This is a genomic window from Streptomyces sp. NBC_01210 (genome assembly GCF_036010325.1).
Lineage (GTDB): Bacteria > Actinomycetota > Actinomycetes > Streptomycetales > Streptomycetaceae > Streptomyces.
This window is the reverse complement of sequence record NZ_CP108549.1, coordinates 340418-361582: the sequence shown is the minus strand read 5'-3', so window position 1 is coordinate 361582 and position 21165 is coordinate 340418. Positions and strand designations below refer to the sequence as shown.

The window sequence follows — 21165 nt, the reverse complement described above, 5'->3', positions numbered from 1 at the left end:
AGCGTTGCGGAATGGGTCTTGGACAGTCGCAGTGCCCGAGCGGTGCACTCGGAGCATGACCGACGAAGCGAAGACCAGCGAACCGCAGGCCGACCCCGCCGTATCGGTGGTCGGTCCCGACGACGGCGAGACGATCGTCATCGGCACCACGCGCATGCGCGTCCTCGAAGACGGCAGCCATACCGGGCACCGCCTCGGAATCGCCGAGTCCGTCCTCGCCCCGCACACCCCCGGACCGCCGCAGCACCGCCACGCCCAGCACGACGAGGGCTTCTACATCGTCTCCGGCACGGTGCGGTTCACCGTCGGGGACAAGGACTACGACGCCTCCACGGGCACGCTCGTGGTGGTCCCGCCCGGCGTCCCACACCTTCGCCAACCTGACCGACCAACTCGCCGTCATGCTCAGCACATTCACCCCCGACCTGTACGTGCAGTACTTCCGAGACCTCCAGAACGCGATCGCCAGCGGCCAGCCGCTGACGCACCGGGCCAGCATCCATGCGATGAGCCGCTACGCGACCGAGCCCGCCACCGACCTCACCTGAGGCCAGCGGCATGGCACCGCCCGACCGGCGCAGCCGGGCGCTCCACCTTTCAACTGCCGGGTCACTCAGACAATGGCCAGCCTTCTCCAGGGGTTGCCCTGGGAATCGACGGGTCACCCGCAACCGGTGACCGTGGATGGGAATCATGAACATCGCATATTGGATCGTCGCCGGACTGCTCGCCCTCTTCTACCTCTATGCAGGCGCGATGAAAGTGATTCGCGGCCGCGATCAACTCCGCCCGATGATGGCCTGGGTCGACCGCATACCCCTGCCCGCAGTCAGGGCGCTGGGGACGGTCGAAATACTCGGCGCGACCGGGCTGATCCTGCCGCCGCTGACCGGCATCGCACTCTGGCTGGCACTGGCCGCGGCCATCGGGTTCGTGCTCCTGCAGATCGGTGCGATCGCCGTCCACCTGACCGGCGAAGACCGCCGGATCACACTCAACCTCGGGCTCATCGCCACGACGGCCGTAATCGTCTGGCTGGCCACCACCTGGCTGTGATCGAGCACAGTTCTCGACCGGAGGATGCGACTGCGGGCCGGCCGCCCCACGGCCGCTGTCTTTTCTCATGAACATCGAACACGCCGCCATCCGCGTTCTGCTCGGTGACGCGTACATCTGCTGTCGCTACTCGGTTCTGGCTCAACTTCCGTGACGCGCGTACGGAGTATGACGACTGACGGCAAGCAGATGAGCTAGTCAACGGCGAATGGACCTACAGTCAGTCCCTCTGCTCTCCCGGCGGCTGCTTGCTCAGGAGTTGTTCAGCTGCCTCAATCGCCTCTTCCTTCAGCGCCTCGACGGAGACGCCCCAGCTCTCGTCCCAGCCATCCAGGTTGAGCGCGCACGAGACGAGTGGTCGCAGTTCTTCGGGATAGTTGAGGTCATAGGCGACATCGGCCCAGATCAGATGGGTGCCGGTAGCGGGATCGAGAGATCCGTCCGCGATCTGACCGGCGATCCAGTAGGCCATGGCCCACTTCGCGGCCCGGGGGTCGGCTGGCGGTTGGAAGAGGAGTCCGAGCTCCTCCAGGACCTGGTCGAAGAGAGCTGGGGCTTCCGGTTCTTCGCTCCGCAAGAGGCCGGCCAGCATGGCGAGCGAAGGGCTCTCAACAGCGGCCATCAGTGCGTCCAACCCCACCTGGATGAGACGGTCGGATCCAACATGTCGGCCGAACGCCCTCTCACGCGCAATGTGGCTGAGCTGCTCGAGAGCGTCGTCGTGGTTCATCTCGGTCTCTTCGTTGGTGGCTGTGGCGAGCACCTTTCCACAGGCGCCAAAGGTGACGCCATCGAGTTCCCTGCTGGCTCGGCTGAGGCTGGTGATCAGGACATCAGGACCCGTTTGCGGAGGAGCTGGAATCCTGCTCGGCCAAACATCTGCCGTTTGAGCATCTTGATCCGGTTGACGTGTCCTTCGACGACGCCGGAGTTCCCGGGCAGGGTGAGGCCGGCGATGACGGTGTCGCGGTCGCGGTCGATGCCGGCGGCGAGGGTGTGGAGGCCGGGCAGGTCGTCGTTGCGGACGGCGTCGAGCCACTCGGGGAGCCGGTGGCCTTGGCGCTGGGTGAGGATTTGTGCGAAGGGCCGGACGTGCTTGGTGAGGGCTTCCAGTGCCGGGCAGTGGACCAGGACGGCCTTGAGCCGGAGCTGTTCGACCTCGGTGAGGGTGTCGGGGTGGCGGAGGATCCAGCCTGCGACGGTGCGAGGTGCGGGCGGCGGTGCAGTGAGTGGGTTTGTCGAGAGGCGCTTTGTGCGGAAGCAGGCGCGAACTCGCTGGTAGCTTCCGGTATAGCCGATCGGCACGGTCTCCTCCCACGCCTTCCAGGCGTTGGTGCACCCTTGATTCCAGCGGTCATCCAGATAGAGCTTGTACGCATCGAGGACGGAAGGGCGCCCCTGCCATTGGCCACGGAAGAGGTCTTCGGGGCTGGCCGCGTCGGCGGGGAGTTTGACGGTGCGGTAGGTCATGCCGAAGTGGCGTTGGATCGCGCGGCGGCTGTGGCCAGCGGCAAGCAGTGCGTGGACGGCCGCGTGCTTGGCTCGGGTCCGGTCGGCAAACCGGTGGCCGGTTGGCCACGGCGAACCTGAGATGCCGATGGGTTCCTGGGGCTCCTCGACTGGGCTGGCCGGCTCGGGCGCCGTGCCCCGCAGGCAGCCTCGGTGGTCGGCGACACACCGTTCAGCGGCCTGGCCGAGGTCCACGGGGCCGGAGCCGAAGCGGCGGTTGAGCGCGTCCATGGCCTGCTCGGCGCGCAGCCGGTGCTCACGGCCGGCGTCGAGGACAGCTGCTCGGACACCGTGGCCGCGTCCAGCAGCTGCTCGCACCGAAGGGCGCCCCCCCCGCACCGGGGCGCGCTGCAGTCCCAGGGGCCGAAGCGACGTGGAGGCGCGCCCGAGGTCGCCATGTGCCAGACGCTCGCGTGTTCAGCCGCCGTATGGAGCCCAGTGTGAAGTGTCACGGGGCTGCCGCCTGCGGGTGCGGCCCCAGAAGGCGAGGAGAGCGATGAGGGTGAGGGCGCCGGTCCACGTGAGGCTTGCGGTTACAGGTCGGAGCGTGGTCGTGGGAGCAAAGCCCGCGGCGAGGCAGGTCTGCATGGAGCCGTACATCGGGAGCAAGGGGCCCAGGAACCCGTGCGGATCGGGGTTGACCAGGGGGCTTTGTGGCAGCAGGTCGAGGTTGCTGCTGACGAAGATGACGACCATGCCCTCGAGTTCACCGGGCAGGAAGAGGGCGAGGACGAGGCCGAGCGCTCCGTAGACGAGGCACGCGGTGACGAGCCCGAGCCACAGGAACTCCAGGTGGCGGGGCGACCATACGGCCAGCGTCCATACGGTGGTGTACAGGGCAACGAGCGCGGCGGCCGAGAGCAGCGAGGTCGCCTTGGCCAGCAGGAGCGGAGTGCGCGGGTAGCCGGCCGCGGTGAGCCGGCGGTCGAAGGGGCCCGCCTGGCGGGCGGCGCTGAAGGTGAGGAAGGCCATCAGGAGCATGACCACGCCGAGGCAACCGTGGATCATGCCCACGTGGTCTGTCGAGGCGGTGAGTGTCTGGCCGGTCGCGCGCAGCCGGAAGGTCAGAGGAGCGGGCGCGAAGGTCTGTGGCGCGGCGAGGATCCACAGAGGGATGAGGACAGCCAGCAGGAGAGCGGCGAGTGTGTTCTTGGCGAGTTCGGCCAGGTTGTAGCGGGCCGCGATGCGATAGGCCCTCACAGGCCGGCTCCCTTGGTCATGACGGCCACTTTGCGGGTGAGTTGGATGACGGCGTCCAGGCGGTCGATGTCGTACGCGAGGTGGGAGATGACGACGGTGGTGCGCCCGGCCGCGCGACGGGCGGTGGCGAGGTCCCAGAAGGCCAGGTAGGTCTGCCAGTCGAAGCCTTGGTAGGGCTCGTCCAGCAGCACCACGTCGGGATCGTGTATGAGGGCGAGGACGAGGTTGAGCTTTTGCCGTGTTCCGCCACTGAGGACTTTGACGGGAACGTGCAGATGGTCGGCGAAGGCGAGCTGGTCGATCATTTCGTGGGCATGGTCCAGGTTTCGCAGCCGGAAGGCCTCCTTGAACAGGCACAGGTGCTGGAATGGTGTAAGGGCGTTGTTGAGTACGGGGTGTTGGGGGCAGTGGCTGAGGGTGCCTCCGATCGTGACGCTGCCCTTGTCCGGGCGCAGGTCTCCGCACAGGATGCGCAGGAGGGTGCTTTTGCCGGCGCCGTTCTCCCCGACGATGCCGACGATGTCGCCGGAGCGGACGCTGAGGTCGATGCCGGCCAGTACGACGTGGTTGCCGAATGCCTTGTGAATGTCCCGCGCGCTGAGGGCAGTTTCGGCGGCGGTGGGTGGAGCGGTCATGACCTGGAGCCGCGCAGATGAGGCGTCATCATCAGTGGTGGGGCCTGCAGCATCGTGGTGACGCGCGGGACCATCGGTCCCGAGGATCCGGCTTTCCCGCGGAGGATCCAGTTCTGCAGGACCCGGGCGAGTACGACGACGATCTCGGTGAGTGCGAATGTGTCTCCGGGGCACTTGCGGGAGCCGTTGCCGAACGGGATGTATGCACCGCGCGGGCCGGGAGTGCCGTCCGCCCAGCGGTCGGGGTCGAATCGCTCGGCGTCGGGGAAGAGGCCTGATTGGCGGTGCAGTTGATAAGGGCTGACGACCACGCTGGTCCCCGGTGGCAGACTCCGCCCGGCCAGCTCGACAGGGGTGGCGACGCAGCGGGTGAGGAGCCAGCTCTGCGGGTACAGCCGCAGCGTCTCCAGGACGACACGCCGGGTGAGTTCCAGACGCGCCACGGCCGATTCGTCCGGCGGATCGCCGGCGAGTACCGAGTCGATCTCCTGCTGCACACCACGGGCGATGTCCGGATGGCGGTCGAGCAGATGCAGGGCCCACGCCATTGCACTGGCGTGGCCCGGCGCTGTCGCCGCGGCAAAGATGTTGATGACGTTCTCGCGCACCTCGTGATCGCTCATGGGCTCGCCGTCGTCATCGCGGGCCGCCAGCAGCATGGACAGGATGTCCGCGTGCTCCGCGTCGGAGCGACGGTAGGCGGTGATCACCTCGTCGACGACCTGTTTGTACCTGGCCAGCGTCCCGTGGAACCGCCGGGTACGGTGGCGGAACAGCCACTGCACCCCGAGCGCCGAGGCGAACGCCTCACGGTGGATGCCCTTGATGATCGCGTCGAGGCAAGCGTGGGTCTCGTCCCGGTAGTGCTCGGCGATCTCCGCCGCGAACATCGCGCGTACCCCGATCGTCATGGCCATGTCCGTCATCTCCCGCGTCACGTCGAGCGGAACCCCGGACCGCCAGGCACCGGTCATCGCGTCGGCCCTGGCGGCCATGGTGGTGATGTGCCCGGCGACGCGGGTGCGCTGGAACGCGGGCTGGACCAGGCGCCGTACCCGCCTGTGCGCCGCGTTCGGACACGTGACGATTCCGTCCCCGAGAAGCTCGCGCACCTCGTCGTGAGCCGGGCCCCCTTTGTCGAACGTGCGTGAGTCCCGTAGCACCTGATCGGCCAACTCCGGGTGACAGGCCAGGTAGACGGGCTGCCGCCCGAGTCGGACGCGTACGAGGTCCCCCTGGCTTGGCAGAGAGGAGAGGAAGGACAGCGGCGTTCTCCAGATGGGCAGTGTGTGCCCCAGTCCCGGCAACGCGCCCGATGCATCCGCGAATCGGAAGTCGGATTGTGTCCTGCTCATGGGTGAATGGGTTCCTTCCGCACAGGCTGTGGGGTCAACAGCGGCCGCTGCCCGGGAACGTGTCTAATCAGTGCGGGGCCGGACCGGCGCACTGTTTGGTGGGATACCGCACCGTCGGGGTGGCCTTTTGAGTCGTTCGGCTGAAGCGTGTCCGGCACCGTTGACGTGCGAAGACCCGACGGAGTGAACCGGGGCGGCCGGCATTGTGGTGACCGCCGACAGTGCACGATCATCATGGCGCGGGCGCCGACCGTGTCGGTCTCGGCGGTGACCAAGGCGCTGGCCCGCGGCCTCTGCAGGGAGATCATCTTGACCGACGCCACTGTGGTGGAGGAACGCCCGCTCGCGGCCAGCGAGGTGGCCTTCGCCTCGTTCGGTACGCCGATCTATTTCAGCCAGCGGCTGCGGGGTCGGCTCGACCTCGACGCATTGGCGGCCGCCGTCGGGGACCTGCTCGTCCTGCACCCTGTGCTGTCCGCGCGGATTGTGGCCGTGGATCAGGGTCACGTCCTGCGGCTGGACCCGTCGGTGCCCGGCCCGCGTCTTGGTGTGACCGACGGCATCGAACAGGTCGGGGCGCCCTACGCGCCGGACACGCCGCTGCTCAGGGCCGTCGTGACCGAGGAGGCGGAGGACCGCTACCGGTTGGCCCTGTCGGTTCACCACGCCATCAGCGACGGCGTCAGTGCGCTGACGTTGCTGCACACCCTGTGGCGCAGCTACAGCGCACGCGTCACCGGCCGTACGCCTGTGCTGCCGCCCCGTACCGCCGGGTTGCCCCGCCCCGTCGAGGAACACTTCCGCGCCCGCTTCTCCGCCGAGGAGCTGAACGACTTCCTCAGGGACCGCGCGGCGAAGATGCGGGACATGGTCCCCGCGTGCATTCCCGCCCTCGCAGCCGGCCACGGCACGCCGGCGCAAGCCGGCGTCCACAGGCGACAGGTGCGGCTGTCCGCCGAGTTGGTCGAGCAACTGACGTGCCAGGCCAAGGCGGCACGCATGAGTCTGCACGCACTGGTCTGCGGCATCGCACTGCGCGCGGTTCACTCGCAGTCGCCTCACCCGGACGAAGCCGTCCCCATGACGTGCTTGTCCACTCTGGATCTCCGGCGGCGGCTCAGGCCGCCCATGTCCCCGCACGAGATGGTGCTGGCTGCCACCGCCTCGCAGGCCGTGGTCGAGGTGGGGCCTGACTTCCATCCGGTCGACATCGGACGCCGCGTACTGGAGCAGCTGCGCGAAGCGGTCCTGAACAACACGGTGCAGAAGGCCATCGCCGCGACCGCCGAGCTGATGGACGAAGTGGCGCACGCTCCGATCAGCGTCCTGGTCAGCAACCTGATGACGAAGACCCCGCCGCTGCTGCTTCCCCCGGACCTGAGGTCGGACCCCATCGACGGGTGCGCCCTTCCCCCTGGCCCCCTGCCCTCGGTCTTTCTCACCGGCGGCCAGGACGACACGGTGGGCCTCGACATCACTGTGGTCATGGCGGCGGACTGGTTCACCGCGCGGCAGACCGACGACCTGGCCGACGCCATCGAGCGGGCTGTCCACCGCGCGCTGCCTGAGTAGGCGCGGCGGACAGCGGCGCAGTCCCTGCTAGGACACCTGGCGGCGGTGCAGGCGCAGGTCGAGGTTGCGGGGTTCGATGATGCTGCGCCCGATGAGGGTGACCGGGCGGGACGTGGCGGGGGTGAGCTTCCAGTCGGCCAGGATGGACGCCAGGGACAGCATGACGTTCATGACGGTGAAGTCGTGTCCGATGCACTTACGGGTCCCGGTTCCGAAGGGCACCAACTCCATCGCCCGCTCGGCCTTGGCCCACGTGCGTCCGTCGCCGGTCCAGCGCCCCGGGTCGAACCGGTCGGGCTCGGGGAAGAGATCGGGCCGGTGGTGAATGATGTACGGACTGATCAGGATGTCGGCACCGTCGGGCACACGGTAGGTGCCCAAGGAGGTGTCCGTGACGGTGGTCCTGCTGAACAGCCACGCGGAGGGCCTGATCCGGAAGGCCTCGGTCACCACGGCCATCAGGGTCGGCAGCTGCGGAAGGTGCTCGTGCCGGGCGAGGCCCCCGCCGCACACCTGCTGTGCCTCGGCCGCGACGGCCGCGTCGAGATCGTCGTCCAACGAGAGGTAGTACAAGGTCCAGGCGAGCATCGCGGCCGTGGTACTGATACCGGCGATGAACATGGTCATCACCTGCTCGCGTACTTCCGTGTCCGACAGCGCGTTTCCGTCACCGTCCTCGGCGAGGAACATGGACAGCAGGTCGCCCTGGTCGGTACCGGCCCGGCGGTAGGCGGCGACAGTCGTGTCGATATGCGCGTACAAGGACTCCCGGGCCTGTGCGTAACGCCGGTTGGTCGGCAGCGGGAGGCGGGCGATGCCGGGCACGACCATGCGCAGGAACGCGCCGCTGACCAGGACGTCCACGTCACCCAGCGTGCGGCCGATCGTGTCGGCGTCCGCGCCTGTGTCGGCGAACCATGACGCCAGCATCGTCGAGACGGTGATCCGCATCGCGAGTTCCTGCATCAGCCGGCGCACATCCAGGACCTGTCCCTCGCGCCATTTCTGAGTGACAGCTGTGATCTCGCGCCCGGCCAGCTCCGCGTACCCGGGCAGTTTGCTCGGGTGGAAGGCCGGCTGGGTCAGGCGGCGCAGCCGGGTGTGCTTGGCATTGGGGCAGGTCGCCAGGCCGTCTCCGAAGAACTCGGAGATGTTGTCGAAGAAGGGGCCGCCCTTGTCGAAGTCGCGGTGGCGGCGCACCAGGATCTCGGAGACCAATTCGGGACTGCAGACCACATAGGTGGGGCGGGGACCGAGCCGGATCTCCACCAGGTCGCCGTAAGACGGCAGCCGGGCCAGGAACCGGGTGGGGTCGACGAGCAACTGCCGCAGGTGGCCCACGCCGGGCAGCGCACCGGGTGCGCGCGGGGCGGGAACGAGGGATGCCGGGAGGCTTGTGGTCGCCATCGCTCAGCCCCCCGCGCTCACGAGCAGACCGGACGCCCAGTCGGGCATGACGCGGTGCTCGTCGTGCCGTGTGGTGATCCGCTCCCATTCGTAGTCACCGCAGATCCAGTCATGAATGATGTCCGCGTATCCGCGCAGCGCCGCGCGCTGACTCTGGTCGACGGCCCGTAGCAGTCGTGACAAAGCCCTCTCCTCCAACTCCACGAGTTCGTCGACCCTTTGCTGAGCGTGGCGGGACGCCTCGACCAGAGCTTCGTGCCGCGTGCAGCCGCAGCTGCGCTGAATGAGGTGGATCGCGTTGTGGCCGCCGGTGACGTCCTCGTGCCTGAGCGACATGGAGTCGTTTCTCAACGCGACCACGTCGGCGCCCAGTTGCCGCATGCGCTGCAGCACGGGGTGGTGCCACAGCTCCGGCGGCACCTCGGTGCCGCCCCACTTCTCGCCCAGGTCGTTCTGACCGAAGGCGCACGTCGTGGAGGCCCGCAGTGAGAAGTAGTCCGCCAAGTCGTGGTAGGCGAATCCCGTCGTGCGGTCGATCGCCTCCGTCACCTGGGAGGAGAAGTACGACGTCCAGTTGAACGCCACGCGCGTGCGCAGCGGCAGGGACATCCCCCGCACCATCCGGCTCCACAGATCGGCGAAGGCCCGCACCGTCGGCGTATCGTGCGGCTGCGGGCCGGTCGCGCCGTGCACGATGCCGATCAGGGCGTTGCAGACAGCCGCCACCGTGCTGGGATCACGGCCGATCTCACCGTCCAACTGGTCGTCGAACGGCAGGAAGTACCAGCCCATCATCTGCGCCGCCGTACAGCAGTCCTCGGCACTGGCGTTGGGATAGAAGAAGGCGGCCACTTCGGCCAGTCGCCAATCGACGAAGTCTTCCGCGGCCTGCTCGCCGTCCAGCAGGCCGAATCTCCGCATCCAGGCGAGCGCGCTTTCGCGTGCCTGATCCAGATGCGGGTTGACCCGCAGGGGCCACGGGATGGTGAACACCGCTTCGGTTCGCGTCACGCTCGGCTGCTCCTTCGCTCGACTCCACAGATGGTGCGTTAGCAAGATTGCGCACAGCAATGCCGCCCCGGAGGGTCCACTCCAACGGGCGAGCGTGCGCGGAAGGCGCCGTGCGCCCCACGGTGATCTTGCGTCCGAGTACGCCGAAGTATCTTCATTGAATCGGTAGTTCGTGACCTTGTAGGACTTCCGGCGTTGTGTGGGGCGTGACTTCGCAACCGGCCCCGTAACCCGGGCGTGCAATGTCACAGTCATTGCTACTGCGAAGATCGCGTGATTCGACGGAATGGGAGATCACAATGACACAGGCAGCGGAAACGGATATGGAGCGGGCATTGCCCGAGCGGCTCGTCGCCCTGCTGACCGGTCATCTCGATGTCGAGGTGGCGCCGGAGCAGTTGACCGCCGCGACGACGTTCGAAAGCCTCGGGATGGACTCGCTGTCGTTGATGGAACTGGTCGTGGCGGCGGAGCAGGAGTTCGGGATCGTCCTGGCCGAGGGCGAGTTGGACCTGTTCCCGGCCTCCACGCTCGGCGAGGCGGCGCGGGCGTTCGAGCATGCGGCCTGAGATCGCGGTCACCGGGCTGGGCCTGGTGACTCCGGCGGGGCATACGGCGGACGCGAACTGGGCCGCCCTGTGCCAGGGCCGCTCACTGGCCGCTCCGGACCCCGAACTCGCCGGGCTGCCCGTCGACTTCTCCTGCCAGGTGACCGGATTCGACGCTGCGGCCGAACTCGGCCGGTCGCTCGCCCGGCGCGTGGACCGGTTCATCCAGTTCGCCTTGACCGCCGCCCGACGGGCCGTCGCCGACGCCGCGCTGGATGCCGGCACGTGGCCGGCGGAGCGGGTCGGGGTCGTGCTGGGCGTCGGGTCCAACAGCCTCAGTACGTACGTCACCGAGTTCTGCCATCTCGGCGCGGACCGGCCCGAGCGGGTCTCGCCGCTCGCGCTGCCGCGCAGTGTGCCGAGCATGGCCGCGGGCGAGGTCGCGATCGACCTGGGCGCCCAGGGGCCGAACTTCACCGCGTCCAGCGCCTGTGCCTCGGGCGCGACCGCGATCGGTGTCGCGCGGGACCTGCTGCGGTCCGGGACGTGTGACATCGTGCTGGCCGGCGGAAGCGAGTCCGCGCGCTCCCGTATGACGGCCACCTGCTTCACCCGGATGCGGGCGCTGTCCCGGAGGCGCGAACACCCGCAGCTGGCCAGTCGGCCGTTCGACGCGGCACGGGACGGCTTCGTGCTGGGGGAGGGCGCCGCCGTCCTCGTACTGGAACGTCTCTCCCACGCCCGCGCCCGAAGGGCACCGGTCCAGGCCCTGCTGCGCGGCTACGGCGCCGGCGTGGACGCACACCATCCGGTGGCCCCGCACCCGCACGGGCACGGAGCGGTCCGGGCCATCCGCGCCGCACTCAATGACGCGGCGTGCGCTCCGGGAGACGTGGGCCTCGTCAACGCGCACGGCACCTCCACGCCGCTTAACGACGCGGCCGAGGCTGCGGCTCTCACCCGGGTCTTCGGAAAGGACATGCCGCCCGTGACGGCCGCCAAAGGCGTGATCGGCCATGCTCTCGGGGCGGCGGGTGCGATCCAGGCGGCGTACACGGTCCTCGCCCTGCGCCGTCGGACAGTGCCGCCCGTGGCGAACTTCGAGGGCCAGGACGGCGATCACAAGCTGGACATCGTCGCCGGCCGACCGCGCCCAGTAGCCCAGAACGCGGGCCTCAGTTGCTCGTTCGGCTTCGGTGGCCAGAACGCCGTCCTGTTGTTCACAACCGACTTCCCATAACTGGGTGCGGGGGAAACCGCATTGGAGCCCAACAGTCCTGAGGGCCTCACCCCGTACAGACCGGGGTCCGCACTGTGACGGCGCGGACCCCGATGAGCGGACCACCACGTCCAGCAGCACTGATTCGCGATGGCCATGCCCGTCGCTGTGCGTGCCCCTGCGTAGCGGAAGTGCGGTGGCTTGAGACCGTGTCCTATGTGGTGGGGCGGCATCCGGCCACGGAGCCTCCGCAAAAACCCGTTGGCGGAGCACGGCGACCACTGCTACTTTTCCGGAGGCCGTGCGAGAGAACGAGGAGGTGGTACCCGTGAACACAGTATGGACATGGGTGCTCCCCTCCGGGGTCACGGTCGGGCGATAGGTCGTCCGGGAGCGCCGTTCAAGAGCACTCCTGAAAGGCACGACCATGCACTTCACTTCCGAGCAGCGCCTCGACGACGGCGTCCTCGAGCGCGAATTCACCCTCGGCGAGATCCCCGGCACCCTGTGGACGCCTGGATCCGCACCGGCTCCGCTGATCCTGATGGCCCACAACAACGGCCTGCCCAAGGGGGAATCCCGGCTGGTGGCCCGGGCCCGGCACTCCGCGGCGTACGGCTACGCGGTGGCTGCCATCGACGCTCCCGGGTGCGGTGACCGGCCCCGTTCCGCCGCCGACGAGCAGGCCCGCGCCGACCTCCGCCGGGCGATGCAGGCCGGCGAGCCGGTCGATGAGATCTTCGAGTCCTTCATCGGCCCGCTGGTCGAAAAGGCGGTCCCGGAATGGCGGACCACCCTGGACGCCCTCCTTTCGCTGCCCGAGATCGGCGGCCCGGTCGGATACTCGGGGTGGACCGCCGTCGGCATTCGGCTGGCGGTGGTCGAGCCGCGCATCGCGGCCGCCGGTTTCTTCGCCGGGGGTTACGTGCCCCGCGCCCAGCGCGAGGAGGCCCGGCAGGTCACCATTCCGCTGCTGTTCCTGCTGCAGTGGGACGACGAGGGGAACCCCCGGCAGCGGGCCCTGGACCTGTTCGACGCCTTCGGCAGCAAGGAGAAGACGCTGCACGCCAATCTGGGCGGGCACGTCGGCACCCCGTGGTTCGAGGTGGAGGACGGAGGCCGGTTCTTCGGTCGGCACCTGAAGTGAGGCCGGGCCGTCAGGCCGGCAGCAGATGGTAGGCGGTGTCGGCCAGGATTGCCGCTCATCGAGGGAAGGTCCCGGCCCTCCTTGATGGCGGTGGCCGGCAGATGCACGACCGCCCCGATCGCGGCGGTACCGGCCATCGGCGGTACCGGCCGGTCGGGGCGGCGCTCGGCCACCAGCGCCGCCATCACCTGTGCCCACGCCGCGTGGCACTCGGCCCGTACCTTGCGGGTTCGCCGGGCAGGCGACCGACTGACCATCAGCGCCCGGGCCGGGCCGGGATTGGCCAGCAGCCGGCAGTGGTTACGCATCGCGGCGTTCAGCATCCTGCGACGATCGCCCAGCGCCTCGCAGTACGAGGCGAAGAAGTCGGTGACGCCGAACCGACGTCAAGACCTGGCTACGCGACCTCAGACTCACCAGGTGGCAACCAAGATCAACCTGAGTAGCTCCGCAGGTTCCAATAGCCGGACCTACCAATATGGAACCGGCCGCGCTTCAGCGTCTGGTGCTCGATGCCGTGGAGTCCTGCATCGACCGCGCGCAGCTCGCCCGGCAGCTCGCTGAAGAGAGGCGTCAACGCCGGCACCTGGCCGAGTTCGTCGGCCGCTTCGGCGACTTGGGTGGCCGGTGACTTCTGGGCAAGCCTGCTGGGGGAGAGGGTTGCACCCAAAGGTGTCTGCACAGTTGCCTGCACAGGGGATCCACGGTTGCATCGGAGGTACTGCCGGAGGTGTGAACCCCCTTTCTCGATCTTGAGCGTTTTGCCTGTTCAGGCCCCGTGGGCAAGCCCTTTTCGCTCGCCGACACCTCTAATTCGTAAGCAATTAGAGGTTCTGGACCTCTGATGGGCCCGGGGCGGCGTGGTCGCTCGGGCAGGACGTGTGTGGTCCGGTCGGTGCCGTGTTGACCCCTACGACACCTCCGACCGTGCGAGGTCTGTAGAAAGACCGGTGGCGCTGGGTGCCGGCAGGTCCTCGCACGTTCTGCCCCCACGGGCCCGTCGGATTCGGGAACCTCGATGGATGAGCTGCCGCACGGTGACGCGTTTTTCCTCTCGAGCTTCGAGCTCTGGACACGGCGTGCGCCCGTGCGGTCCAGCGGTGCCGCGCACGGCTGATGATGCCATGACAGAAGTCGGTGGATGGATCTGGGGGCGCCCCCCACCGGCTCTGCCTCGGGAGTGTCACGGCCCTCCAGCCGCTCCGTGAGCCCCTCCTGGTCGCTCTCCTGCAGCCCGGGTACGCCGGGGCCACTGTACTGGGCGCGCAGGGCGTCGATGTGGGCCTGGCGGGCGGCGAACCGGTCCTCGAACCCGTCCTCGGCGACCGGGGTGTTCGCGTCGGCGCGCTGGTGTTCTCGTTGGAGCCGCGTTGCCAGGGTCTGGCCGGGTTGCAGAAGTAGACCGGGATGTCGGTGGCGACGGTGAACGCGCGGTTCGAGCTCGACGTATCCTGCGTGCTGTGACGGCGATATACGTGCTGGACGGCACCGAGGTGAGGACGCTGGAAGACTTCTGGCGGCTCATCGGCGAGGCGGTCAGCGGTCCTGGAGGCTACTTCGGCAAGAACCTCGACGCCTTCGCTGACTGCCTCAGCGGTGGCTTCGGGCAGCCCGACGACGATGACTACGCTGTTGAATGGCGTGACCACCAGGAGTCTCGCGAGTATCTGGGCTATCCGGAGACGGTTCGCCAGCTGGAAATTCGCCTCTCACGGTGCCATCCCACGAACCGTTTTGCTGTCAGCGCGGATCTGGCTGCGGCGCGTACAGAGCACGGACCGACCGTCTTCGACTGGCTGATCACGATCTTCGAGGATCGTGCCCCTGGCGTCCTGCGGCTTCAGTAACCACCAATGCCTGGTCTTCACCGCTCCGGCAAACGGCCCTTATCGACGTGGTCTGCCAGATAGATCACGGTGGCTTCGGCGTCCATGCCGAACGCGGCGGCGACGAGTTTGGGATCCATGGTGTTGACCAGGTCGAGCAGTCGAGTGCAGCGGATCATGCGGGCCGGGAAGCCGCAGGCGTCGAGGACGTGGCTGACATAGGCGGTGGACGCCGGTATCCCCGTACGGACTTCGTCTGGCGGTGACCATCACGTGGGGTTACGTCGGTAGTAGCCGATCTGTCCCTCGACGCCGCCCTTCTCATGGGCGCCCTCGATGCCCAACCTCCGCGAGTTCGCGGATTCTGAAGGACCGACCACGCAATCTGACGGTTTCGTTGTTCCCTGCCGTGGGAGTGACCCGCGAGTTCGCCACTTCCCAGGCTCGCGCACAGTCCTCAACTCGCCCGCCCACACCCTGACATCCGTAAGGTTCCCACCCGCAACCACATCAACGAACGACCTGCCCCACCGTCACGACAGGCACCGTTGCAGTACGAAGGCACGGTCCTTGCGCCGTCGCAGGGAAGACGCGGTCCTTGCAGCTCCGGGCTGGCCACCGCAAGCCGGACGTGGTGAGCCTTGGACGCGTACCCAAGCCCGCACGGAACACCGGCGATGGCGCCGTTCCCAGCGCCGGGACATCTGGGCCGAACTCCTGGCTGCCGCCGGTGAGGCCCAGAGCCGCAGGACCTTCCATGATGCCGTCTACCGGCGCACCCTGAGTGTCAGTCAACATGGGCTCGGACGCACGACGAGAGATGAAGGGGGCATTGTGGGCAAGCATGAAGAGCCGTCGGCTAACCCGTCGCAGGGGAAGCCGCCGCCTGGGAACTCGGACGGGCAGGTGCCGCCCCCGCCTCCGTCAGATGGCAAGCACAAGAAGTAGAAGTGGGAGCCGTGTCCGTCAGCGATAGGTCAGGGTGAGGCCAGTCAAGGCGCCCGGATGAGCGAGCTGCCTTCGCCTCACACTGAAGCGCAACGATTCGCCGGTGGACCCGTCATGCGACCCGTCGGACGGGCCCTAGCTAAGGCCGACCCTAGGGGGCTTCGTCATGCGGTCACTGCCAGATACCGGCGTCCGGTCCGTTCGCTGACTCCGAAATGGTCAGCCACCACGCGACCGGTCACGGTTCGGCCATGCCGGGCAGCGAGAACGGCCAGCGTTGCGCGCATGTCCTCGGCGGTCGGCGGGGTAATCAGAGCGTCCGCCTCGCTGTCCGGCGCGCTGTCCTCGAAGTCCTGCCAAAGGTCGGCGTCCGGCCAACGGCTCTCAGCGGACGCAGGACGGGCTACCAGGGGCGCAGGGTCCACGGCCATACAGATCCGGCAGCACGACATCGCCGCGCCGCTGTTCTGGCGGCGTGAGGGCGGTCACGACAGGTAGAGCCCCTCCGGCAGCTGAGTCTGCCGGAGGGGCTCTCGCGCTGTGGGCTCGAGGTGCCTGTCAGCGGATAGGCCGCTACCGTCGAAAGAGGTGAGGTCGCGATTCAGGACACGTCCCGCGACGAGCTCCCGCAACGGTGAGCCTGCAGCCGGGAGACGTGCGTCCCTCGCTTTCACGCGGCGACCTCGACGACAGCGCCGCATCGATCTTTGAGCGGCACCATCCAGCCATCGCCGGACCCCACGCTTCGGCGTGAGGCCGCGGCCATCCCTTTCGTGCTGGGACAGCGCGAGAACGTGGAAGAAAGAGCAGAGCCATGCGAGCACATCGCGCCAAGCGCGCCTTCGCCTGCGTCGCGGCCAGCTTCCTGCTGGCCGGCGGCACCGCAATCGGAGTGGCGGGCACGGCCGCAGCAGCCGCCCCCGCCACGACGACCGTCTCGGTTCCCACGGGCTGCTCGTGGCACAGCGGCTGGTACGACAGTCACCACCACTGGCACAAGGGCTATTGGAACTGCAACTCGAACGGGAACAACCGCTGACCTGCCCGCCGTCCGGGCGAGTGGCCGCTGGTACGACTCATCCCTCAGGCTCTGCCGGGCGTTAAGCGATCACCAGGGCGTGCGCTGGCCTGTGCATCCGGTACAGGGCCAGCGGGAACACCGCGTGCACACCTACGGTCACACCTACCTGCCGGTGGACCGCGAGGCCGATGACGGACAGTGGGTGGCCGAGGTGTACGGCGATCCGGATGCGGCGGCTGTTACCCAGGTGACCGATGGCCGTGCGACTTCGAGCCTGTCCTGCCAGGCCGTGGTGGTGGACATGCTCGACTCCCTTCTCCTGGAGCCGGGGCAGCGGTGGGATGCCAGTGGGGTGTTCGGGTTTGCGTGTCACTGATGAGTGGACAGGTCTGCCCTGCTCGATGGCACTTTGATGAGTCGATCACGGTGACATTGCTCCGAACATTGCGGTGTCATAAGCCGCGTCAGCCAGTGTCTCCTTCGCCGAATCTCCTTCACGCATCACTGCCTCGTCACTCATGGGCAAGAGGTGGGTTGGCCAGACAGGCGGCGGCTGGCAGGGCTGAGGACGAATCAGGTGTCCTGGTCCGCTGCGGCATCCAGCCGTTCGCGAAGTGGCTGTATCAGGGATGGGTCAATGGCCAGGGCTCCCTGGAGTTCTTTGAGGTCGTTGAGTGCCTCGCGGATGCGTGAGCTGCTGGGGGCGCCGGCGAGGAACTGCCCGATCTCCTCGATTGCTTTGTCCCATTCACGAGTTGCGCAGTAGGCCACCAGGAGATTTCCCCGTGCACGAACTGCTCCTGGGCCTCCCGCAGTCGCCCTGTCCCGCCGGTGCTGGCCGAACGAGGATCTTTGGGTGCTCTTTATGGCCTTGATGCTCGTTGCCGTTCACCAGCCTCGAACCGAGGGGCGGAAGCCCACACGAGCGCTCCGATGTTGGCCAGCACTCCGCCCACGATCAGCACAGCGCCCGTGTAGGCAGAACCGCGTCAACCACGGTTCCCCCGACCTCGTAGCACCGCGTGAACCCGTTGCGCAATGCCCGGCCCGGCGTCCGGATTCCTCCAGCAGTACCCGTGCTCACCGAACACTCCCACTAGGACGAACCCGAGCACTGCCGCTATGGTGCCAGCCGGCACCCGGTCTTGATGCGGTCCCACTCCAGGTCAGTCTGCGTGCCAGTCCGACGGCGCGCCGCGCCCGTCGACCGTGGCTTGCCCGTGTGGTCGACCCAGCCGGGTGCGGGTCCTCGTGCCTGGCTGGCGCCGTGCTCTTTACGGGCGACTGGTTCGGCACGACGGGGGAGCCCGCGCTCCCGCTTGCGTTCCTGACCCCGTTTGCGTTCCTCCTCACGCTCGCGGTCTTCGGGGGTGTGCCACCGCTGCGCGCTCCCTCCGGGCCTCTCCCTGCGCACACTCGCTGGTGGATGACTGGTCGCACGTGCGTGCCTTCGCACGGCAGCAGCCGTGGTCTCCTCCTCGGACTGGGGCACTGCGCCGCCGCACGCCTCACACGTCCATGCGGCCGCCCGTCATCCCCCTGCCATCGCCGTGGTGCTCAACCTCACCCCCGCCACCAGTAACCCGATCGCCCCAACGCTGCCACCCGGAACCGGGTCCACTATGACGCTCAAAGTGGCCGACTGCAGCACTCAGCCACACTGGCGGGGTCTGTGACTGCGGCCGCAGCTCGTCGAAATTCGGGGGCCGACGGTGCGGACACGGGCGGCGAGTTCCTTCAGGTCGACGCGGGTCCGGGTCGGGTTCGCGGCCTTCCGCGCCTCTTCCTCGGCTATTTCGGCCTCCCAGGCTTGGATCTCGGCGTCGCTGTAGCGGTCGTGGAGGTAGGTGAGGCCGAGGAGTTCGTAGTCGTCTGGTTCCCGGAGCTGACCGGTCTTCGTTTGATCTCCTCGTTGCGTTCCTGGCGCTCGAGGGCCTCCTGGAATGCGGGTCGGCGTCGGGGCAGGGGTAGGCCCTGGGCCGGACCTGTGGCCGGGTGCGGGGGGCGAGGCGGTCGCGGGCGGCCGTCAACGCCTCGGTGACCGGCCGGGAGGCGCGGCAGGCGGCCAGGAACGCGGCCAGGAGTCGGGCGGTGGGCAGCCGTTCGCCGGCGAGAGCGAGGGGCAAGTGTGTTACGCGGCAGCTCCCCGGCGCCTTCGCGCTCGAGGGACCGCAGGGACGGGGACCTGGCCTCCCGGCGCACCCTGCGCATGGCCTCGGTCAGACCCATGCGGGTGGTGATCTGCCCCGGGACGTACGGCTTGTGGCCGATCGGACGCGGAGCCGCGCGGGCCGCACTGTGCGGCGACGAAGGCAAGCTCACCGCCGAATCGGCGGATGGCGCGCCGATCGCGTCGTCGCGCACACCGGCACGGGCGGGCATACGACTTCGGGCCCGGCGCGAAAGTGCCGGGCCCGAAGTCGTATTGAGTAGCGGGGGCGGGATTTGAACCCACGACCTCTGGGTTATGAGCCCAGCGAGCTACCGAGCTGCTCCACCCCGCGTCGGTGAACAGAACTCTACGGTACGGGCAGCCTGTGCCGAACCAGATTTCGCGCGGCATCACCTCTCACCCGCCGACTTGCGGTGCTTTCCTGCGCGGCAGACACTGCAAGCCTGTTGAAGCTACTGCGAGTTGTAGGCCTTGATGCTCACCGCCGGGCCGTTGGAATTGCGTGCGCCGGCAGCGGCCGCACCTCCAGTCACCTGTACCACGGCAGTGCCATGAGCCGGTAGCACCGTCAGGCCGCCGACCGCGGTTACCTCGACGGCCTGTTGGGTGACGCCCTTGGGCGGCTGGTCCCACAGGAAATAGACGATCCGCGCGAAGACCGGGTGGTCATCCTTGTTGGTAAGCCTGACCCCCGAGAATCGCTCGAACCTGGTGATCGCACGGCCCTTGCCGTCCAATGCCTGAGTCGTCACCTCGTTCATCCCGGCGGGCATCTTGGCGACGGCCGTACTCTGCACCGTCACACGGACATCCGACACGTCATGCTCTCCAGGGCCGGAGAACCGCAGGATGTCGATGCTCGTCCCGTACGTACGGCGCCACCAGATTGCCCCGGTCGCTTCCGTACACCGTGCTCACCTTGACCTGCGGCAGCACCTGACGGTTCTTGTCGAGCGCGCTGAAGGACAGGACCGGGACCACCGACCCTCGATAGACGTTCTCGATCTCCAGCTGCTGATTCATTGTCTCGTCCGCACCTGAATCCCCCACGTAGCGGATGACAACGCCTCCGTAAGCGCCGCGTTCCCTGATGCGGCTCCAGAGAAGGGTGCCGCCCCGTACCCGGACAACAATGCCCCGCCCATTACCGCCGCCGCACCCGCGGAAGCCAGTCTGCGCCGTCCCACCCTCACGACCTGTACCCCTCCCCAATGGCCAGCTGCCGGCAGGGACGCTATCTGGTCCCCTTCGCGCCCATCCGGCACCCCGACCTCGGCATCTGCCCGTTACCCAGCAGCGCGGAACGATTGATCAGGCCGCGAGCGCTGCGGGCTCGCCCAGGCGCCGGGCGGCGGTTCGCCAGGCAGCGGTGACGGCCTGGTGGGTGGCCGCGCTAGCCGTCGAAATCTCGGCGGGCAGGTGAATCGGGGCGCCGACGTGCACGTGCAGGCGGGGACGGCGGGCGGGGGCCGTGAGGAGCCCTACGACCTGCTTGGTACGACTGCCCGAGGTGACTCGGCGGGCTCCGGCCTGGCCGATCGGAATGATGGGCGCGCCGGAGGCGAAGGCGAGGCGTGCGGGGCCGCTGCGGAAGGAGTCGGGAGTGGCTTCGGCGGCGTCTCTGCGGCGCGGCAGGCGCCCTTCGCCGTAGATGAGCACGTGGCGGCCGGCGTCGAGCGCTGCCGCGGCCTTTTCCAGGGCGTCGGCCGCATGGGTGGTGCGGCGGTAGACGGGGACGTGCCCGTCGCGGTCCAGGAGGTACTGCAGGACGGGGATGCGCCACAGGCCAGCGGTGGCGAGGATGACGAGTTCGATGTCCATCCGGCGCAGAGCGGCCAGCACGATGCCGGGGTCAGCCAGGGATGTGTGGTTGGCAACGAGGATGCCGGGGGCCGGGACGGTGGCCAGTTCGGCAGACGTCGTCAGACGGCCGAGGGGGGACGATGGCGGCGGCGACGCGGCTGAGCACGGAACTCCTGCGTTTCGGACGGCGAGGTGATCTTCATCATCGCGCAGGGGCCGACAGGGAGCCTGAGTCCGCGTACTCATCTCTTCTGGTGGTGCCGCGATCAGAGGCTCGGTCCGAGGTCAGCTTGTCCAGCTCTTGAGCGTTCGCGCGATCTGACGGACGTCTACTCTGCCCGCGAGTGTCTGCTTCACCAGGTCGCGGGCCGCGTCGGTGGGGACCTCGGGGTCTGGCCGCACAGCTGCGTGAGGCCGAAATGTGGCGTGCTCCTGTTTCCGTCGATTCCCGGCGCGGAGATCACCTGGTCGGTTTGTCGTCCACCCGCTCGCCCTCGGCCTGCGACGGTTCAGTCCTGGGCACGTCCGGGTGCACCTCCATGGCACTGCGCCCGCTCGGTTCGTCGCGCTCGCCCTCCGCCTGCGACGGCGTGTGTGAATACAAGGTGTCGTAATCTGCATCCGAGGCGCCGGATTTCATGACGGGCCTCCCTTCACTTGCTCACCCCCAATCCTCCTCCTTCGCCGGTGATTGCGGCGAGACGAAGGCGAGAGCCGGCTGCCTGGCGGGGCGGG

21 protein-coding genes, 1 tRNA gene and 3 pseudogenes are annotated in these 21165 nt (G+C 68.2%); 10 read left to right on the top strand and 15 right to left on the bottom strand.

Translation table 11 applies throughout. The features are described 5' to 3' along the window. Positions 1-55: 55 nt before the first annotated feature. Positions 56-548: pseudogene (locus OG735_RS01580) on the top strand (cupin domain-containing protein). A gap of 145 nt (positions 549-693) precedes the next feature. After that, the gene (locus tag OG735_RS01575; RefSeq protein WP_327321311.1) at positions 694-1056 is read left to right on the top strand and encodes a DoxX family protein; all 363 of its coding nucleotides are present in this window, start codon (positions 694-696) and stop codon (positions 1054-1056) included. A 220-nt stretch (positions 1057-1276) separates the two neighbouring features. On the opposite strand, the gene OG735_RS01570 is transcribed toward OG735_RS01575, so the two are convergent. The 5 genes and pseudogenes from OG735_RS01570 to OG735_RS01550 all read right to left on the bottom strand — a co-directional run bounded on the left by OG735_RS01570 (position 1277) and on the right by OG735_RS01550 (position 5755). Beyond that, positions 1277-1819, bottom strand: coding sequence for a hypothetical protein (locus OG735_RS01570; RefSeq protein ID WP_327321310.1), 543 nt, complete (start codon positions 1817-1819; stop codon positions 1277-1279). Positions 1820-1881: 62 nt separating this feature from the next. Further along, a pseudogene (locus OG735_RS01565) lies at positions 1882-2757 on the bottom strand (transposase); the annotation flags it as partial. Positions 2758-2982: 225 nt separating this feature from the next. Beyond that, the gene (locus OG735_RS01560) at positions 2983-3765 is read right to left on the bottom strand and encodes a hypothetical protein (protein ID WP_327321308.1); all 783 of its coding nucleotides are present in this window, start codon (positions 3763-3765) and stop codon (positions 2983-2985) included. Then, complete coding sequence (locus OG735_RS01555) at positions 3762-4400, bottom strand: ABC transporter ATP-binding protein (protein WP_327321307.1); 639 nt, start codon at positions 4398-4400, stop codon at positions 3762-3764. The genes OG735_RS01560 and OG735_RS01555 overlap by 4 nt, the downstream gene beginning before the upstream one ends. After that, positions 4397-5755, bottom strand: a complete 1359-nt coding sequence (locus OG735_RS01550; protein ID WP_327321306.1) for a cytochrome P450 — start codon at positions 5753-5755, stop codon at positions 4397-4399. Before OG735_RS01550 ends, OG735_RS01555 begins: the two co-directional genes overlap by 4 nt. Positions 5756-6064: 309 nt before the next feature. On the opposite strand from OG735_RS01550, the gene OG735_RS01545 reads away from it, so the two are divergent. Then, on the top strand, positions 6065-7327 hold the full coding sequence (locus OG735_RS01545; RefSeq protein WP_327321305.1) for a phthiocerol/phthiodiolone dimycocerosyl transferase family protein: 1263 nt from the start codon (positions 6065-6067) through the stop codon (positions 7325-7327). 27 nt (positions 7328-7354) lie between these two features. Here the strand turns inward: OG735_RS01545 and OG735_RS01540 are convergent, their stop codons facing one another. Both OG735_RS01540 and OG735_RS01535 read right to left on the bottom strand, forming a co-directional pair. Then, positions 7355-8734 (bottom strand): cytochrome P450, encoded by a 1380-nt coding sequence (locus OG735_RS01540; protein WP_327321304.1) that lies wholly within the window; start codon positions 8732-8734, stop codon positions 7355-7357. 3 nt (positions 8735-8737) lie between these two features. Next, complete coding sequence (locus OG735_RS01535; RefSeq protein WP_327321303.1) at positions 8738-9745, bottom strand: terpene synthase family protein; 1008 nt, start codon at positions 9743-9745, stop codon at positions 8738-8740. A gap of 299 nt (positions 9746-10044) precedes the next feature. Here OG735_RS01535 and OG735_RS01530 point away from each other — a divergent pair, with 299 nt between their 5' ends. The 3 genes from OG735_RS01530 to OG735_RS01520 all read left to right on the top strand — a co-directional run bounded on the left by OG735_RS01530 (position 10045) and on the right by OG735_RS01520 (position 12659). Further along, positions 10045-10314 (top strand): acyl carrier protein, encoded by a 270-nt coding sequence (locus OG735_RS01530; RefSeq protein WP_327321302.1) that lies wholly within the window; start codon positions 10045-10047, stop codon positions 10312-10314. After that, entirely contained in the window at positions 10304-11533 is a 1230-nt protein-coding gene (locus OG735_RS01525; protein WP_327321301.1) for a beta-ketoacyl-[acyl-carrier-protein] synthase family protein, read from the top strand. Before OG735_RS01530 ends, OG735_RS01525 begins: the two co-directional genes overlap by 11 nt. A 406-nt stretch (positions 11534-11939) precedes the next feature. After that, positions 11940-12659 carry a dienelactone hydrolase family protein gene (locus tag OG735_RS01520; protein WP_327321300.1) on the top strand — a complete coding sequence of 240 codons (720 nt, stop codon included), beginning with the start codon at positions 11940-11942 and terminating at the stop codon, positions 12657-12659. A 433-nt stretch (positions 12660-13092) separates the two neighbouring features. On the opposite strand, the gene OG735_RS01515 is transcribed toward OG735_RS01520, so the two are convergent. Then, complete coding sequence (locus OG735_RS01515) at positions 13093-13353, bottom strand: hypothetical protein (protein WP_327321299.1); 261 nt, start codon at positions 13351-13353, stop codon at positions 13093-13095. 443 nt (positions 13354-13796) lie between these two features. Here OG735_RS01515 and OG735_RS01510 point away from each other — a divergent pair, with 443 nt between their 5' ends. Then, positions 13797-14060: a hypothetical protein gene (locus OG735_RS01510; protein WP_327321298.1), complete on the top strand. Its 264-nt coding sequence runs from the start codon at positions 13797-13799 to the stop codon at positions 14058-14060. Positions 14061-14119: 59 nt separating this feature from the next. Next, positions 14120-14506 carry a barstar family protein gene (locus OG735_RS01505; RefSeq protein WP_327321297.1) on the top strand — a complete coding sequence of 129 codons (387 nt, stop codon included), beginning with the start codon at positions 14120-14122 and terminating at the stop codon, positions 14504-14506. 17 nt (positions 14507-14523) lie between these two features. Here the strand turns inward: OG735_RS01505 and OG735_RS01500 are convergent, their stop codons facing one another. After that, positions 14524-14664, bottom strand: coding sequence for a hypothetical protein (locus OG735_RS01500; RefSeq protein ID WP_327321296.1), 141 nt, complete (start codon positions 14662-14664; stop codon positions 14524-14526). Positions 14665-16247: 1583 nt separating this feature from the next. Between OG735_RS01500 and OG735_RS01495 the strand changes: the two genes are divergently transcribed. Continuing rightward, the gene (locus tag OG735_RS01495) at positions 16248-16472 is read left to right on the top strand and encodes a hypothetical protein (RefSeq protein ID WP_327321295.1); all 225 of its coding nucleotides are present in this window, start codon (positions 16248-16250) and stop codon (positions 16470-16472) included. 124 nt (positions 16473-16596) lie between these two features. Further along, positions 16597-16830 (top strand): hypothetical protein, encoded by a 234-nt coding sequence (locus tag OG735_RS01490; RefSeq protein ID WP_327321294.1) that lies wholly within the window; start codon positions 16597-16599, stop codon positions 16828-16830. 197 nt (positions 16831-17027) lie between these two features. Here OG735_RS01490 and OG735_RS01485 read toward each other — a convergent pair whose 3' ends face one another. The 6 genes and pseudogenes from OG735_RS01485 to OG735_RS01460 form a co-directional block, all read right to left on the bottom strand. Next, entirely contained in the window at positions 17028-17225 is a 198-nt protein-coding gene (locus OG735_RS01485; RefSeq protein ID WP_327321293.1) for a hypothetical protein, read from the bottom strand. Positions 17226-18884: 1659 nt separating this feature from the next. Beyond that, positions 18885-18958, bottom strand: a tRNA-Met gene (locus OG735_RS01480). A 121-nt stretch (positions 18959-19079) separates the two neighbouring features. Then, positions 19080-19430 carry a hypothetical protein gene (locus OG735_RS01475; protein WP_327321292.1) on the bottom strand — a complete coding sequence of 117 codons (351 nt, stop codon included), beginning with the start codon at positions 19428-19430 and terminating at the stop codon, positions 19080-19082. 16 nt (positions 19431-19446) lie between these two features. Then, entirely contained in the window at positions 19447-19650 is a 204-nt protein-coding gene (locus OG735_RS01470) for a hypothetical protein (RefSeq protein ID WP_327321291.1), read from the bottom strand. A 288-nt stretch (positions 19651-19938) separates the two neighbouring features. Further along, positions 19939-20596, bottom strand: a pseudogene (locus OG735_RS01465) (lysophospholipid acyltransferase family protein). Positions 20597-20890: 294 nt separating this feature from the next. Next, positions 20891-21070, bottom strand: a complete 180-nt coding sequence (locus OG735_RS01460) for a hypothetical protein (protein WP_327321290.1) — start codon at positions 21068-21070, stop codon at positions 20891-20893. Between the last annotated feature and the right edge of the window lie 95 nt (positions 21071-21165).

Excerpts from the sequence above, each read along its gene's own strand:
- OG735_RS01530 (WP_327321302.1), top strand. The coding sequence starts at position 10,045 with ATGACACAGGCAGCGGAAACGGATATGGAGCGGGCATTGCCCGAGCGG.
- OG735_RS01550 (WP_327321306.1), bottom strand. The coding sequence starts at position 5,755 with ATGAGCAGGACACAATCCGACTTCCGATTCGCGGATGCATCGGGCGCG.
- OG735_RS01520 (WP_327321300.1), top strand. The coding sequence starts at position 11,940 with ATGCACTTCACTTCCGAGCAGCGCCTCGACGACGGCGTCCTCGAGCGC.
- OG735_RS01500 (WP_327321296.1), bottom strand. The coding sequence starts at position 14,664 with ATGATCCGCTGCACTCGACTGCTCGACCTGGTCAACACCATGGATCCC.
- OG735_RS01470 (WP_327321291.1), bottom strand. The coding sequence starts at position 19,650 with ATGAATCAGCAGCTGGAGATCGAGAACGTCTATCGAGGGTCGGTGGTC.
- OG735_RS01575 (WP_327321311.1), top strand. The coding sequence starts at position 694 with ATGAACATCGCATATTGGATCGTCGCCGGACTGCTCGCCCTCTTCTAC.
- OG735_RS01525 (WP_327321301.1), top strand. The coding sequence starts at position 10,304 with ATGCGGCCTGAGATCGCGGTCACCGGGCTGGGCCTGGTGACTCCGGCG.
- OG735_RS01460 (WP_327321290.1), bottom strand. The coding sequence starts at position 21,070 with ATGAAATCCGGCGCCTCGGATGCAGATTACGACACCTTGTATTCACAC.
- OG735_RS01540 (WP_327321304.1), bottom strand. The coding sequence starts at position 8,734 with ATGGCGACCACAAGCCTCCCGGCATCCCTCGTTCCCGCCCCGCGCGCA.
- OG735_RS01555 (WP_327321307.1), bottom strand. The coding sequence starts at position 4,400 with ATGACCGCTCCACCCACCGCCGCCGAAACTGCCCTCAGCGCGCGGGAC.
- OG735_RS01495 (WP_327321295.1), top strand. The coding sequence starts at position 16,248 with ATGCGAGCACATCGCGCCAAGCGCGCCTTCGCCTGCGTCGCGGCCAGC.